General features: G+C 57.0%; 11 protein-coding genes and 1 pseudogene. 2 read left to right on the top strand and 10 right to left on the bottom strand.

Annotated elements, in window-relative coordinates; genetic code table 11:
* Window positions 1-526: 526 nt before the first annotated feature.
* Together BTIS_RS04120 and BTIS_RS04115 are read right to left on the bottom strand one after the other, a co-directional pair.
* A complete protein-coding gene (locus BTIS_RS04120; protein ID WP_094662896.1) occupies window positions 527-895 on the bottom strand; it encodes a hypothetical protein in 369 nt (122 codons plus the stop codon).
* Window positions 896-1037: 142 nt separating this feature from the next.
* Window positions 1038-1355: a hypothetical protein gene (locus BTIS_RS04115; RefSeq protein WP_094662894.1), complete on the bottom strand. Its 318-nt coding sequence runs from the start codon at window positions 1353-1355 to the stop codon at window positions 1038-1040.
* 819 nt (window positions 1356-2174) lie between these two features.
* On the opposite strand from BTIS_RS04115, the pseudogene BTIS_RS12285 reads away from it, so the two are divergent.
* Together BTIS_RS12285 and BTIS_RS12040 are read left to right on the top strand one after the other, a co-directional pair.
* A pseudogene (locus BTIS_RS12285) lies at window positions 2175-2861 on the top strand (DUF262 domain-containing protein); the annotation flags it as partial.
* Window positions 2862-2897: 36 nt separating this feature from the next.
* On the top strand, window positions 2898-4127 hold the full coding sequence (locus BTIS_RS12040) for an HNH endonuclease family protein (protein WP_245819297.1): 1230 nt from the start codon (window positions 2898-2900) through the stop codon (window positions 4125-4127).
* 704 nt (window positions 4128-4831) lie between these two features.
* Here BTIS_RS12040 and BTIS_RS12035 read toward each other — a convergent pair.
* From BTIS_RS12035 to BTIS_RS04055, 8 genes are all read right to left on the bottom strand, one after another.
* On the bottom strand, window positions 4832-5539 hold the full coding sequence (locus BTIS_RS12035) for a cupin domain-containing protein (RefSeq protein WP_245819266.1): 708 nt from the start codon (window positions 5537-5539) through the stop codon (window positions 4832-4834).
* Between the two features lie 85 nt (window positions 5540-5624).
* On the bottom strand, window positions 5625-7859 hold the full coding sequence (locus BTIS_RS04085; RefSeq protein ID WP_143248861.1) for a hypothetical protein: 2235 nt from the start codon (window positions 7857-7859) through the stop codon (window positions 5625-5627).
* A gap of 95 nt (window positions 7860-7954) precedes the next feature.
* Window positions 7955-8902: an AEC family transporter gene (locus tag BTIS_RS04080; RefSeq protein ID WP_094662884.1), complete on the bottom strand. Its 948-nt coding sequence runs from the start codon at window positions 8900-8902 to the stop codon at window positions 7955-7957.
* Window positions 8903-9574: 672 nt separating this feature from the next.
* Complete coding sequence (locus tag BTIS_RS04075) at window positions 9575-10267, bottom strand: L-ribulose-5-phosphate 4-epimerase (protein ID WP_094662882.1); 693 nt, start codon at window positions 10265-10267, stop codon at window positions 9575-9577.
* 62 nt (window positions 10268-10329) lie between these two features.
* Window positions 10330-11217: an L-ribulose-5-phosphate 3-epimerase gene (locus BTIS_RS04070; RefSeq protein WP_094662880.1), complete on the bottom strand. Its 888-nt coding sequence runs from the start codon at window positions 11215-11217 to the stop codon at window positions 10330-10332.
* A 42-nt stretch (window positions 11218-11259) separates the two neighbouring features.
* Window positions 11260-12624 carry an MFS transporter gene (locus tag BTIS_RS04065; protein ID WP_211279422.1) on the bottom strand — a complete coding sequence of 455 codons (1365 nt, stop codon included), beginning with the start codon at window positions 12622-12624 and terminating at the stop codon, window positions 11260-11262.
* 23 nt (window positions 12625-12647) lie between these two features.
* Window positions 12648-13610, bottom strand: coding sequence for a sugar kinase (locus BTIS_RS04060; protein ID WP_094662878.1), 963 nt, complete (start codon window positions 13608-13610; stop codon window positions 12648-12650).
* A 220-nt stretch (window positions 13611-13830) separates the two neighbouring features.
* Window positions 13831-14499, bottom strand: a complete 669-nt coding sequence (locus BTIS_RS04055) for a 3-dehydro-L-gulonate-6-phosphate decarboxylase (RefSeq protein WP_094662876.1) — start codon at window positions 14497-14499, stop codon at window positions 13831-13833.
* Window positions 14500-14504: the final 5 nt, after the last annotated feature.

The following is a 14504-nucleotide window of genomic DNA, read 5'->3' as shown; positions in this document are numbered from 1 at the left end:
GGATGTGCTCCTCAATAGCAATTCGGGAAAGCACCGGGAATGCTTTCAACTATGCGGGTACGGCAATACGAAGATTGTCGCTATCGCGCTGTTTCTTTCATATTACTGCAATGCAGTATCCTTACTTGGCTTGTCAACTAAAGCCCTTAGCTAACGGGGCAGGCGGCTTGGATGGCGTTAATGGCGTCGATAAAGGACGATGTCCAGCCCGTGTCCGTGGAAACCATTGACGGCTGTGACAATAACGCCAGGCAACATGCTCATGTTAACGGACTTCTCTGTAGCCATCTGTCCACAATGACATTTAGATCGTCGAGGAGACTCTGGAACAATAACAGAGAGAGCGTCAAGACGGCTTCGTATTTTGTATGTCTACGCTGTATTTACTGAATGCGAAAGGTTTGCCGAATCGTTCATTCAGCTCTCATTTTATCGACAGGGCCAGCTTTTGCCGGAGACTGGCATTCACGATATTGCTGATACCTAATCTTTCTATAACTGATCTAAACCACTTATCCGCGTATCGTCACTTCGTGGGGTCGGCGGCGCGGGCCTCGCAGTGCACCCACTGGTCGGACAGGCGGTTGTACCAGTTGTTCTGTGCCTCGAACGTGGACTTGGTTTCGCCTGTGGCGGGACGGTCCCTAACGATCGTGGCAAGTTCCAAACAATAGCCGGGGTGGGTCTGCTGCAGATTCGTGGCGGATTGCGCCATTCCCGACGCCTGCTCATAGATGGCATGATTGAGTAGCTTCCATGTCTTGCTCTCCCACGTAGCGAAGGCATCGTCTATATTCTTATTCTTGATGGCAGCGGCGGATTCCTCCGGCGTCTGCGAGTCATCGAAGTGCAGCTCTGCCTTGTTCTGGTCCGTCAGTGCGTTGTCGCTATTCACTCATGAGGGAGAAGAATCTCTGTATTGCACAAGCAAGTCGTAGGCAGAGTCAGGGGAATCGTCGTGCAGGTTGGTATTCCGCAAAATTGTTCATCTTGTGCACCGTATCGGAAGCGTGCTGTCACATCAGCTGGCGTGGTTGTCACGGTCGGAGAGGGGACCGGGGATGACGTTTCGTTGCCGTGTCGGTGGTCGTATCCGTCGTCTTGTCGGCGGCGGCGGTTTTACTGGCGTCGTTGTCGCTCTTCGTGTTGTCGTTCCACTTGTCGGTGGAATCGGCATTGGTCGTGGTTCGGGCAGTGGACGCTTGAACGGTGTCCCATCCGGCGAACGGGCCGACATGACTACTTGCCGCGAGCATGACGCCAAACGCTCCCAGTATCACCACGATCATGACGATGGTCAGAATCGTGGATTTGTCAATGTGCTTGCTAATGCGGTTGCCGTTGTGGTTGCTCATGTTGTTTATGGAATCTTCTGTTCTCTCAGCCGGGCCTGTAATCGTGCCGGCGTTGTTTCTTGGACATAAATAGGAACCGGACGAATGCCATGTGACGTTTGTAATCGTTGCAATTGCAATGATTTATCGGCGTGTTGCGTGGAAGATGTTGCTGAGAGCGGATGTTGCCGGGCAGTTTGCCATTCGAGATGATTGGGATATGGATGGGGCCTGCATATGGGAATGATGGTGGCGCTGCTGTCTCCGATGGTGAAAGGAGATGCTGATTCCGTATCAAAAAGTGTCGAGTATAGACGAAACTTGTACCAGTATGAGGGCAAAGTTTCGTCTATACTCGACATTTTTCGCGATGGTCGAGGTCTGGAATCATCTCCAGCCGTCCGCGGTCTGGTCTAGTTAGACGGTGTTCTGGGACGAATCGGACAGAGAAGTCTGAGCTGAACCGGGGGATGACGATCAGCTCTGGGTATAACCGTGTCACGAAGAACGGAATCCACGGTCCTTCGTGACATGGAAATACCCAGAGCCGAGTATGCGATCAGTCGATCTCGTCGCGCTCGCGTTCGTGCTCCGTATGCAGGCGGATACCGATGATTGCGGTCACGAGGGTTGCGGCCAGACCGTAGAGCAGAGCTTGCGGCCTCTCGCCGTGGACGATGTGAATGATGGTCGTGACGGCGCTGGCAGACGCCCCTCCACATCCGTGAGTCGCTCCTTCAAGGTCCGTCAATCTCCGGGTACGATTTTCCTAGTGGCTTCCTGCCAATGTGACCTGCAGGAAAGCCCACGCCAGAAGAAAGCTCGACCAAAGGAGGAGCTTTGCAGATCGATTCACATCCCAAGCAATTCGCTGAACTGTTCCCTGTAGAGACAACAAAGGGATTCATTATTCCCGAGTATCAGCGCCGGTATTCGTGGAAGAACGAACAGATTGAGCAACTGTTTAATGATATCTGGGAAGAGGACGAAGGATACTATATCGGTAATCTGTTGGTGACGAACGATCCCGAGGATAAGGATCGTCCGGACGTTATCGACGGCCAACAGCGACTGATTACGACCTCACTGCTTCTGCTGGGCATCTGGAACAAGCTTGAAATAATGTGGAGACAGTTGTCGGCTCTGTCCGGTGAAGCACAGTCCTCTGATGAGGAACAGACTTTGAACGTCAGCAAGGACATCAAGAAAATCGGCAAGATTCAGGACTATATCCTGCATAGACTGTATATCTTTGACAAAGACGACGAGCCAGTGACGCCACGCATTACCCCGCTGAAAGAGGACCGTGACTACTACAATGCGCTGCTGAGCCAGATAACCGACAATCCCCAGAAAGTTTCCGGAAACAGGGTGTTCAACAACCGGTATCGCCACATTTGTGAACTCTTCAATGACGAAGAAAAGTTCCCCGATGTAAGTTCCGTAGATCAGTTCTACCACAAGCTTCTGTCCACGACTATTTTGCAGATCTCCGTCACGGAGCTGAGTGACGCATTCTCAGTGTTCTCATCGCTAAATGCCAAGGGCCTGCCGTTGACCTTGGTGGATCTGCTCAAGGGGCAGTTCATTGGTGAGGCCAGTCGCAAGGGCATTGATAAAAGCGAGACCCTTGAGGACTGGGACGAATTCGTGGGCATATTCACCGCCAAGGATGAGGACGTGAATGTGTCGATCGTCACTCAGTTCCTGCTGAACAACTACGACGTTTTCGAGTCCACTGGTACCAAGTCGATCACCAAGGGCAAGGCGCTGCGCCTCTACGAAACCGTCATTCAGGACGAATACCGTCGTGGAAGCAACTATCTGGATACCTTGCTGTCGCGTGCGGAATTGTTCGCCATGATCACACGGGTCGATGGACATCACCATGCCGATGGCAGGATCGACCGTCAGCTGGATGCGCTGAAGCGGTTGGATTCCACGCAGGCGATTCCGCTGCTGCTGTCGCTGTTTGCTGATCAGAAGACGTTCGGACTGACCAATGATCATGTTTCGCAGATTCTTGACATACTGATTGACTTCTACGTACGTCGTAACATCACGCTGGTACCGAAGTCGTCGAATACACGTAGTCGCATGCTGGGATTGGTGCGCGAATTGACCTCGCTGGCCGGTCCCCGCGGTAAGGCGGCGGTCAACCTGATCGCGTCCACGCTGAAGGAGATCAGTTCCTCTGATTCGGTGTTCCTCGAAGCGTTGAAGTCGGAAGGACTGTACGACAAGAACGCGAAGACCGCACGATACGTGCTGATCGCGCTCGAACGTGGTCTGACCGGTACCAGCTCCTTCGACAAGGGACATCCTGACAATTTGGATGAACTCGGTGACAATGGCAAGCCGATCTGGACCATCGAGCACATTCTGCCGGAGGGAGAGAATCTGCCGAAGTGGTGGCGGGAGATGATTTCTCCCGATGATCCGGATCCGGAAACGGCTGCCAGCATTCAGGAACAGTACGTGCATCTGCTGGGCAACCTCACGCTCACGCCGTACAACTCCGAGTTCAAGCAGAAGCCGTTCGTGAACGCCGAGGATTCGTATGAGGACGGCATGGAATCGTACGACAAGTCCAAGCGCGACTATCGCGTCAATGGTCATTTCGTGGGTATGAGGCATCCCTTCCGTCTCAATGCGAGTATTCCGGATACCGCGAACGGGGAGACCATCGAGACCAAGACAAGCTGGACGCCGCAAGACATTCAGCGCCGTACGGAGTTCCTCGCCAACGAAGTGGTGAAGCTCTTTGCCTTCCCGGAGGACGTTACAGAGTAACAGCTCAGGGTCATACAGGACATGGATCTGGGTCTAGACGGACAAAGTTCTGGGTCAATCCGGACATGGCTCTGGGTCAAACCGGGTCATGAGTACGCGCTCTGGGTATAACCATGTCACGAAGAGAGGGATTTACCGTCCTTCGTGACATGGAAATACCCAGACCCGATTAATTGGTCAGACCCCAGATTATGGCTCGCGACTTCTCGCCGTTGACGATGTGGATGATGGTCGTGATGACGTTGACAACCGCCGCCGCAGCGCACACTGCGGTAACCACCTTAGACATTCTTCTCATGATTGTCAGTATAGGGGGTAATGAGAGGGGGTGACCGTCGACTTAGTCATTCGTTCCCAGCTCTTCGGCGACTCGATCTCCACATGCCTTCAGTTCAGCCTGCGTGCTGTCAGGGGCGCAGTGCATTCCTTCGATTCCCAGATCGCGCCTCATCTGATCTGAGCACTCATCTATGGTGGACATGGAAGCGCAGGCGTCGCGTCTCGGCTGACCGCAAGCTGTCAGAGAGACCACCGCTGCCATGCAGGCGAATACCGCAACAATCTTGTTTACTCGTCCCATCGTTTTCTCCTTGTTCTTATGCGGGCGGTCAATGCCGCCCGTTCTCGATGACGTACAACCGAGATATGGCGAAGAAACAGGTAAACCGGATACGAAAAACAGAGAATGTTGTCGGTGATCGTTGTCAGCGGTTGTCGTTCGCGAGATTGAAGCCGTTGAAGGTGAAGCCGGGGGAGACCACGCAGGAGACCAGCGCATCCGCATCACCGGGAATGGTACGCTGCCAGACTCCGGCGGGCACGATCGCATGACCGATCACAGGGTCGGTGGCCGTGCTGTCGACGTCAGCATCGGTATCGGTCGGATCGGTATTCGCCGCGCTCGTCAGTCCCGAGCCCACTAGTCCTGGACCCGCCAGTCCCGGACCCGCCAGTCCCGACCTCACTAATCCCGAACCGGTCAGTCCCGACCCCAACACGATACGCTCGGACTGCGCCGCATCCGGTGCGTCGCCGCTACCCGCCAACTCCAGCGTCACACTGCCCGGACCATGCCACAGCCACAGTTCGTCGGCGTCCACCTGATGCCAGTCGCTGAAGTCGCCGGTCGGCAGCAGGAAATAGATCAGCGACGCCAGCGGACGGTTGCCGGTGATCATGCTGAATCCGGGATGCTGCGTCGGCGACGCGAAATCGGCCGGTGCGAACGACGCCGACTGCCAGTCGCGTACATACCAGCCACCCTCCGGATGCGGTTCCAACCCCAGTCGCGCGATCACCGATTTCGCATACTCGCTCAACGGCGGAATATCATGCACAGGTTCGGGAATGTTTTCGTAGCTATTCTCGTAATTGTTTTCATGATTGTTGTTATTGTCGTGCCGGTTGATCATGCTATCTGCTCCTTGACATGTTCGGGTGTTACAAAATATGCTCCGGAATATAGTGCGGAATACGCTCCGGAATATGCCGTGAACGCTACGAAATATGCTGCGGTTGCCAGGTCCATTTGCTGCGGACGAAAGCGTCCTCCTGTGCAAGCATATAGTCGTAATGCTCATGCGTGGTGAGAATACCGAAGGGCGCTTTTTCCAGTACGTCGCTTGTTTCCGCGACCGTACCGGAAGCAGTATCGGATGGTGTATCGGAAGAACCGGAAGCCGTACCGGAAGCCGTACCGGAAGCCGTACCGGAAGCCGTACCAGAAGAGGGAAGAGAATCAATCGTACAATCCCCATCGTTGATGAACGGGTTCGTTCCCTCCTTCGGGTTCGTCTCACTCGTCCCGTCCTTCCCCGTCCTGTCCAGATCCTTCCATTGATGACGCCACACGATCAGTTTGACCCATATCGCGATAGCCAGCGCGGAAACAATCACTGCAATGGACGCAGACCCGATGCCCAATACGGTTGTGATTGGCGAGGGGGCGTCCTTGGAATGATCGGACTGGTTCTGGAATCCGACTGCCAAAAACGTCGCCGCATAGGACGCTGAATACAGGATCAATTCTCTCGAAATCGTGTCGTCCAGTTTTTGCCGAATATGATCGCCGATCGAATTGTTGATGCCGGACAACGTTTTGGCAAGCCACAGCGTGAAGATCATGGATAATCCGGCGATCAGATTATCGCCGGTGAACAGCGACGATAACGCGGAAGATAATTGCGTGATCGGATTATCTTCGGAGAAGTGCTTCGATAATGGGGAATTCGCAAACAACGCAACGATATTGAGCATGGAAAGCAGTGCCAGCAGTAACGACCAATGGAACGAATACCGCAATGTTCTCCAGTCGGGAAGAACGGTGAGTCGAATACGGCTGACCGGTTCGTGCTGCATGATGTTGCGCGTGCATTGGATACGGCCGGCCACTGCCCTTGCCCTGATTTTATGCTTCTCATCAACCGTGCCGAGCGAGGTGATTTCCTTGATCTCGGCGATATCGGCATGCTCGATGGGCGCGATTTCCAGAGTTGCGGATCGTGACACGTAGGATTGGAATGCCAGATCGATATGGTCCTCCAACCGAGTCGGTCCGATCAGGTGACGGCCCAGACGTTCGTACAAGGGAAGGACTCGTCCACGATCGGCATTGGCGTATCGTTCGTCAAAACGAACGTCGAAGATCATCTTCTGCTGTATCTCGTCCGCCGGAACATAGGCGATCAGCGGATACTGTTCGCACAGATTCGACAGCAGCAACAATAGGGCCAGCAGGGCTTGGGTGTCGTTGTTGCTCGTGGTCTCCTCGTAGTGCCAATGAGTTCTCTTGTCCGGCGGAAGACGCAACTCGGGATTCGACGTGATGCAATCGGCGATGCCAAGGAAATAGGCGAACGTCAGTATGGTGAAGTTTTCCTCACGTTTCGTGTGCTTTGTACGCGTACCATCGAGATTGGTACGGTTCTGCTCGGCGTTGCTGTCCGTAGCGGGAGAGGCTTTGACTTTGGCGGAATACTTCTTGAGCTTGCGTTCGCAGGCCGTCCTGAGTGCTTTTGCATAATCCCGTGTCAGGGTAATATCGGCCACTTGGGGATCCACCAGCATGTACGCCAACTCGGCCAGCCGTTCGTTTTGCCAATGCTGGATACTGGGTTGGTCGGATTCGTCGATATCCTTCCTGGGATTATCGGACGTAATACTCTTCCATATGGTTTCCTGCATTCTGGTGAAATCGAATTCGCCTTTTGCATTCGTAAAATCAACGGTGATGATGGTGTCAGTCCACTTACGAATATGCTGCTGAAGCTGTTCCCGACACGGAGCTGATATCTGATGCCAGCAGTAATTGAGCGCCTGAACGGTGATGAAGTTGGTTTCGGAGTATGAGGAGGTCACCAGTCTGCGACCGTCCCCATCCGTGAGATCGCGGTTGGTGTGATAGCCGTTGTCCAGGTAACAGACCGGGACCGCGATATAGGGGTTATCCGCATTTTCGTCGTTGCCCCACAGAATATGTTTGGTGGGATCCAACGTTGTACGGACTTCGATTCGATACGTGAGATTGCCATCCGGAGTGAACGTGACCTCAGTGGTCTGCTGGTTAATCCACTGGTGCATGCCCAGCAACAGCATGGCACATTTATGTCCTAATTCCAGTTGACTGTCGTCGTGGAATTGGGCGGTGATGTTGCGGAGCCCGTAATAGTTATATGGTTGTCTCCATTGCTGTGGTTTCGCTGTCGATCGTTGTTCATCCCTGTCGTTGACCATGGTTCCTGTGCCGCTTCTGCTCGCTGATGGTGGTGGGGCTCTCTGTCAGTCGTATGACGACTTCCATCGTAGAGGAATCCGGGGTGCGTGTGGTGTCACGATCCCAGCAGTCCGGCGATCACGAAAATGAAGATCGGCGACGACAGCGTACTCAGCAGGATGCCGTCGCGGGCGAATGTGGTACCGGCATCGTAGCGGGCCGCGTAATTGTATACGTTCTGCGCGGTGGGCAGTGCGGCGAGAACCACGCATGAATACAGTTCCGGGCCGCGGAATCCCATCAGGAAATACGCGATCAGGAACGCCACCATCGGCATCACCGCATTCTTCAGCAGCGCCGCGGTGATCGTTGCCGCACGGTTCGTGTCCTTGCCCAGCGGCTTGGACCCGCGCAACGACATGCCGAACGCCATGAGGATCAACGGAACCGCGGAATTGCCCACGATGTTGATCGGATCGTAGATATAACTCGGTACCACGAACCAGCCCACGGCATCGCTGACGGCCGACGTGACGATGCCGATCATCACACCGATCAGAATGGGCTGATGCAGCGGTTGCGTCACGATCGCCTTCACACTCACCTTGCCGCGCGACGACAGATCCAGCGACGTGAGCGCGATCGGCGTGAACAGCACCTGCTGAATCAGCACGATCGGCGTCACCGCCGCCGGATTGCCAAGAATATACGTGGCGATTGGCAGACCGATGTTGTTCGCGTTCATATACATGGAATCCAGTACACCGATCGTCGCGTCCGCCGGTCCCATGCGGAACACCGCGGCATTGAGTCCCAGAAAGATCGCGCCGGTGATCACCGCGCACGCTATTGCCACCGCGATCGACGGTTTGAACACGTCGGACAGGTGCTCCTTCGACAGGATCGCGAACATCAGGCACGGTGTGGACACGAAATAGCTGAATCGGTTGAGTACCATCTGTGCGGTGGGGCCTCCGATGCGGAACCGGGCTGCGATATAGCCGATGAGAATGATGATGCCGATGACGCAGAACCCCTGCATCGCGGAGATGAGTCCCAAGATCAGCCTCCCTTGCTGTCGCTGCCGTTTCGTGCGTGGCGTACGACGTCTGTTGGTTTGTGCGCGGCGTATGACGTCTGCCGTTTCATGTATGCCATACGACGTTGCTCGTATGTGTCATTCGTACGGTGGCGTGAGATCGGCGTCGATGCCGTCGGTCGTCGGTCGCATGCGCGCCACACCGTACAGTACTGTGAAAACCGATGGGATGCTAACTGGTTTCCAGCTTTCTCCTCGAAATGCGAATGGGACATATATGCATTTCGGGGAGAAAGCTTGTCTTAACAAGCCGAGGATCTCGGCAGTCTTGGGTAGTAGATAATCCTCGGTAGTAGGTAGTCCTAGGTAGTCAAGCCGGCTGTTCTTGATCCGTTCCCGTGTCCGACCCCTGTCTATTACCGCGTTCGATCCCATATTCCGAAATCTGCCCGAATAGAGAGCACCCCCGTCCCTTAGTGTGATCACACCAAAAGACGGGGGTGTTGAAATTCCAACGATTCGGAGGCCTACGACGCTAGTGTGAGCTCACACCAACGAAAGGCCTCGCACTAACGGGGCGCGCACCGGCGACGCGGGCCGCGGCACCGGCGTGATGCGTGCGACTCCAAGGCGCGCGGGACGAAGGCGTACAACGGTACGCCGAGCCCCGCGCAACGCGGGAGGCGCTCCATCACGTCAGTGCTGGCCGTACACGTTCTGGTAGCGGTCGTTGAGCTTGTCGATGTCCGCCTGGTCGATCTCGATGATCTCGCCCAGCTGACGCGCCGCCCACATCGTATGCGCGACCTCCTCGGTCATCGCCGCGGCCTTCACCGCGCCCTCCGCGTCCCTGCCGATCGTGAACGGGCCATGGTTCTGCATCAGCACCGCCGGAGACTTCGGATACTTCCTCAGCGTCTCGACCACGCCCTCGCCGATCGCCTCCGAACCGATCAGACGGAACGGGCCCACCGGCACCGGGCCACCGAACTCGTCACCCATCATCGTCAGCCCGCACGGGATGTTCTGACCCGTCGCCGCCCACGCCGTCGCATACGTCGAATGCGTGTGCACCACACCATACACGTCCGGCATATGACGGTAGATGTACGCATGCGACGCCGTATCCGAGGAGGGGGCCTCGGTGCCGTCGACCACGTTGCCGTCCAGATCCACCACGACCATCGAGTTCGGCGTCAGGTTCTCATAGCGCACGCCCGACGGCTTGATCACGAACAGATCCGCCGTATGCAGACGCTGCGACACGTTACCCGCCGTCCACACCACCAGATTCCACTTGATCAACTGCTGATGCAACGTGGAGACCACCTCACGCACCTGCTTGACCTCGGCACGCACCTCAGGACCATAATCAGCCAAAGTAGCCATAACTCGTAACCTATCCTTTCAATTGCTGGCTAGTGTTTTCGTGTATTCTACGATCGTAGTGATCAGGCGGCACGGCTCAGGATGGGTTCCTGAACGATGCCGATCTTGTCGAACAGTCCGTCGAAGTAGGCCTTGGCCTTCTTGACTTCGGCGATGGGATCGTCGGCCTTGCTGGTCCACATCTCCACGGTGTAGCTGCCGTTGTAGCCGAGCCGGTGGAAGAGTCGCAGCACGGCTTCGAAGTCGACGGTGCCGTCGCCGAAGGGCACTTCCTTGAACTGGCCCGGGAAGTTGGCGGTTACGGGCTTGGTGTCCTTGAGATGCACGGCCACGATGTTGTCGATGTTGGATTCGATTTCGTGAGCCACGTCGTTTTCGGGCCAGGCGGTGAGGTTGCCGACGTCGGGGTAGGCCTGCAGGAACGGGCTGTGGATTTGGGTCTTGAGATAGTCGACCTTGCTCAGCGAGTTGAGGAAGGGGTCGTCCATGGTTTCAATGGAAAGCATCACCATCTTCTTGGCGGCCATTTCCACACAGGTCTTCAGGTTCTCGATGAACCATTCGCGGCTGGATTCGGTCTTCGGCTCGTAATAGACGTCGTAGCCGGCCATCTGGATGTTGCGCACGCCGAGATCGACGGCCAGATCGATGGCCTTGGCCATCATGTCCAGTGCCTTGGCGCGGATGGCGGGGTCGGCGGAACCGAGCGGGAAGCGACGGTGTCCGGAGAGCATGAGCGTGTTGATGCGGCTACCGGTCTTCCACATGGCGTTGCGGAATTCCTCGCGTTCGCGCTCGGTCCATTCGAGGCGGGCGAGTCGTTCGTCGCTTTCGTCGATGGAGAATTCGAGGAAGTTGAATCCGAGATCGTGGACGAGATCGAAGGTCTCCTCCCATGTCAGTCCGGTTGGCAGGGCCTTTTCGTAAATGCCGACGGCGTTGACGGTCATGATTGTTGTCCTTGACTGTTGATGTGTGTGCTTGGAATGGAATTACAGGGATTCGAGGTCCTTGCCCTTCGTCTCCTGCGCGAACAGGTAGATGATCGCGCCGATGACGAGGCAGACACCGAAGAAGGTGAAGGCGGTGGTGATGACGGAGATGTCGATGTTCTGGGAGACGAAGTCGCCACCGACGAGCACGCCCATGAAAGCGGGGCCGATGATCTTTGCGGTGGCACCAATGCCGTAGCCAAGACCAAGACCTGTGGATCGCACATCGTTCGGGAACTGTTCGCCGCCGAATGCGTTGAGGATGCCGAACACGCCATCGGCGAACGTCATGATGATGAGCACGGCGATGTAGAACTGCCAGCCAGAGTTGTGGAAGAACGCAGCGTAGAAGCAGCCTGCAGCACCGATGATGCCGAAGATGAACATGGTCCAGCGACGGCCGATCACGTCGGCGAGCCATGCGGAGCCAAAACGGCCGATGCAGTCGGCGACGGATACGCCCATGAACAGATAGGCGACCATCTGAGTGGAGAAGCCGAAGGCGTCCTTCATAAGGGTCTGTCCCCAGGACTGGATGGCGAAACCGCCCATGATGAAGCAGAATGAACCGACGCTGACGATGATCAGAGAGCGCAGATGCTTGCTGAACAGCACCGAGTAGCTGACCTTCTGCTGCTGTTCGACTTCAGGCAGGGCACCGACTTCGTCCACCGGAATTTCCATGGCCCAAGCGAGTGCCTCACGGGCTTTGTCGTCCTGTCCCTTGGTCTGGTAGAAGCGCGGGGATTCGGGGACGGCGCGCAGCCAGAAGAGCAGCAACACCGGGACTGCCCCGAGGGCGAGGAGGATTCGCCAGTGCTCGCCGATGGCGCTTTGCGCAACGGAGCCGAGCAACAGGCCGAGCGGGATGAACACGGAGGCGAGGCCGGAGAGCATGCCGCGGTGCTTGGTCGGCACGAATTCCTGCACGTAGGGGATGGAGGTGATATTGAGTCCGCCTACGCCGATACCGACACCAACGCGAAGAATGGCGAGCAGAATCCATGCACGATCAGGCAGGAACACGGAAAGGATGGTGAATACCACGAAGCAGATCACACACCATTGGAAGGCGTGCTTTCGGCCGAACCTGTCGGCAAGACGACCCCACATGATCGAGCCGATGACGGTGCCGAGTCCCGAGCAGGCCAGAATGACGCCGGCTTCCATGCCGGTGAGGTGCCATGCGCTGGTAAGCAGAGAGACGACGAATCCGACGAGGAACATATCGAAGAATTCGGAAATGTTACCTGCGATGACCAGTCCGATGATGCTTTTCTGGTGACCGCTCAGCGGACGGGAATCGATCTGTTCGTATGCGGTCAGGCCTGCGGACTTAGTTGAAGCTGCCATTGTGCTGGACATGATGCGTGTTCCTTCCGTACCACTCAGCGGTCGATGTCGGTGCCCAGCGGGATGTCGAGTTCGCCGGGGCGGACGCGGGTCAGGTCGTCCTTGTGCGTGAGCGCCACCTTGGAGGCGTACTGTCCCCACTTGACGCCTTCGCGGATGTCGCCGGACAGGTAGCCGTGGATGGTGGCGGAGACGAACGAGTCGCCGGCGCCCGGTCGGTCGACAACATTCACCGGGGTGGTGCGGTAGGGGTAGAAGCCTTCGCGGCCGCGCAGGTAGGGGCCGTCGGTGTGGTTGGTGGAGACGATGTACTTGCAGCCGAAGCGGTTCTGCAGTTCGGCGGTGACCTCTTCGGGGGTGCCGGTGATGCCGAATACCTTTTCAGCATCGGCGATGGAGCAGAACAGCACGGTGGCTTCCTTGGCGATGGGCTCGAGCACTTCGCGGGCCTTTTCGCCGCTCCACAGCTTGCGGCGGAAGTTCACGTCGAGGATCACTTCGACGCCGCGGCGTACGGCTTCGTCGGCGGCGTAGCGCACGACTTCGGCAGTGGTGTCGGTCAGGGCGGCGGTGATGCCGGTGAGGAAGATGACCTTGGTGTTGAGGATCTCATCCCAGTCGTAGTCGTCGATGCCGGTGGCGCGGAAGGTGGTCCATTCGCGGTCGTAGATGACGTTGGCGGGCATCGGGTATTCGCCGGGCTCCATGAAGTACAGTGCGGTGCGGCCGCCGGGGCGACGGACCATGGTGTCCATGTGCACGCCGACGGAACGGTATTCGGCGAGGATGTAGTCGCCGAGGTCGCCTTCGGGCAGGGAGCTGGTCCACAGGGTCTGGCGGCCGAGCTGGCTGAGCAGGCCGGCGACGTTGGCTTCGGAGCAGGCGGGGTTCATGTGGACGGAGCGGGTGAACATCAGTCGTTCGCCGCGCTCGACGGTGAATCGGATCTGGCCTTCGCCGATGGTCGACAGATCGTACTTGGGTTCGGTGGCAGTCATGGCGCACTTCCTTGTGACTATAATCGTGGTGAAAATTCTTTGGATAAGGGTTTTCCGGTATGGGGCGCTCCGGGCAGGGAGCACCCCATTTTTTTGTTGTGTTTGTTCGGAGTGGTTATGCGGACGATTGGAGCGGAGCCGGTCCCCTCGTCGATGATCGGCTCCGCGTTGTCTGTCCGGTGTTGGCTGATCGGGTGTGATCGGTTGGTGTCCGATCGGCTTATTCGGGCCAGACGGTCCTGATGGTGTTCTTCAGTTCGGTGGCCGCCGCGAGCGGGTCCTCCGCCTTGACGATGCCGCGTCCGGAGATGATCACGCCGACGGGTGCGCCTTCGAAGAAGGGGATGTCCTTGACGTTCACGCCGCCGGTGACGGTGACGGTGAAGCCCATGGCGTGGAGTTCCTTGATGCGGGCGATGTCATCTTCGCCCCACTTGAGGGTTCCGGCGACCTCGGCGTCACGCGAGCGGTGGACGATGACGTGCTTGGCACCGAGTTCCTTCCACTTGCGAGCCTTGTCGGCGTCGTAGTCCTCGCCGAGTTCGATCTGCACTTCGCCGCCGAATTCGTCGGCGACCTTGACGACCTGCTCCACCGTGGTGAGCGACGCGCCTGCGACGACGGAGACCCAGTTGGCGCCGGCTTCGAAGCAGTTGCGGGCGATGAGGGCTCCGGCTTCGGCGATGCGCACGTCGGCCAGAATGGTCTTGTTCGGGTACAGGGCGCGGATCTCACGGACGGCCTTGAGTCCTTCGGCGATGATGAGGATGGTGCCGCATTCGATGACGTCGATCTGATCGATGGCCTGGTTGAGCGGGCGCAGGGCGCTCGGCATGTCGGTGGTGTCGAGCGCGATCTGCAGGCGCGGCTGGGCGAGTTTCTCTGCCATCGTGG

It is taken from the genome of Bifidobacterium tissieri, assembly GCF_002259645.1.
GTDB lineage: Bacteria > Actinomycetota > Actinomycetes > Actinomycetales > Bifidobacteriaceae > Galliscardovia > Galliscardovia tissieri.
This window is presented reverse-complemented; position numbering and strand designations above follow the sequence as displayed.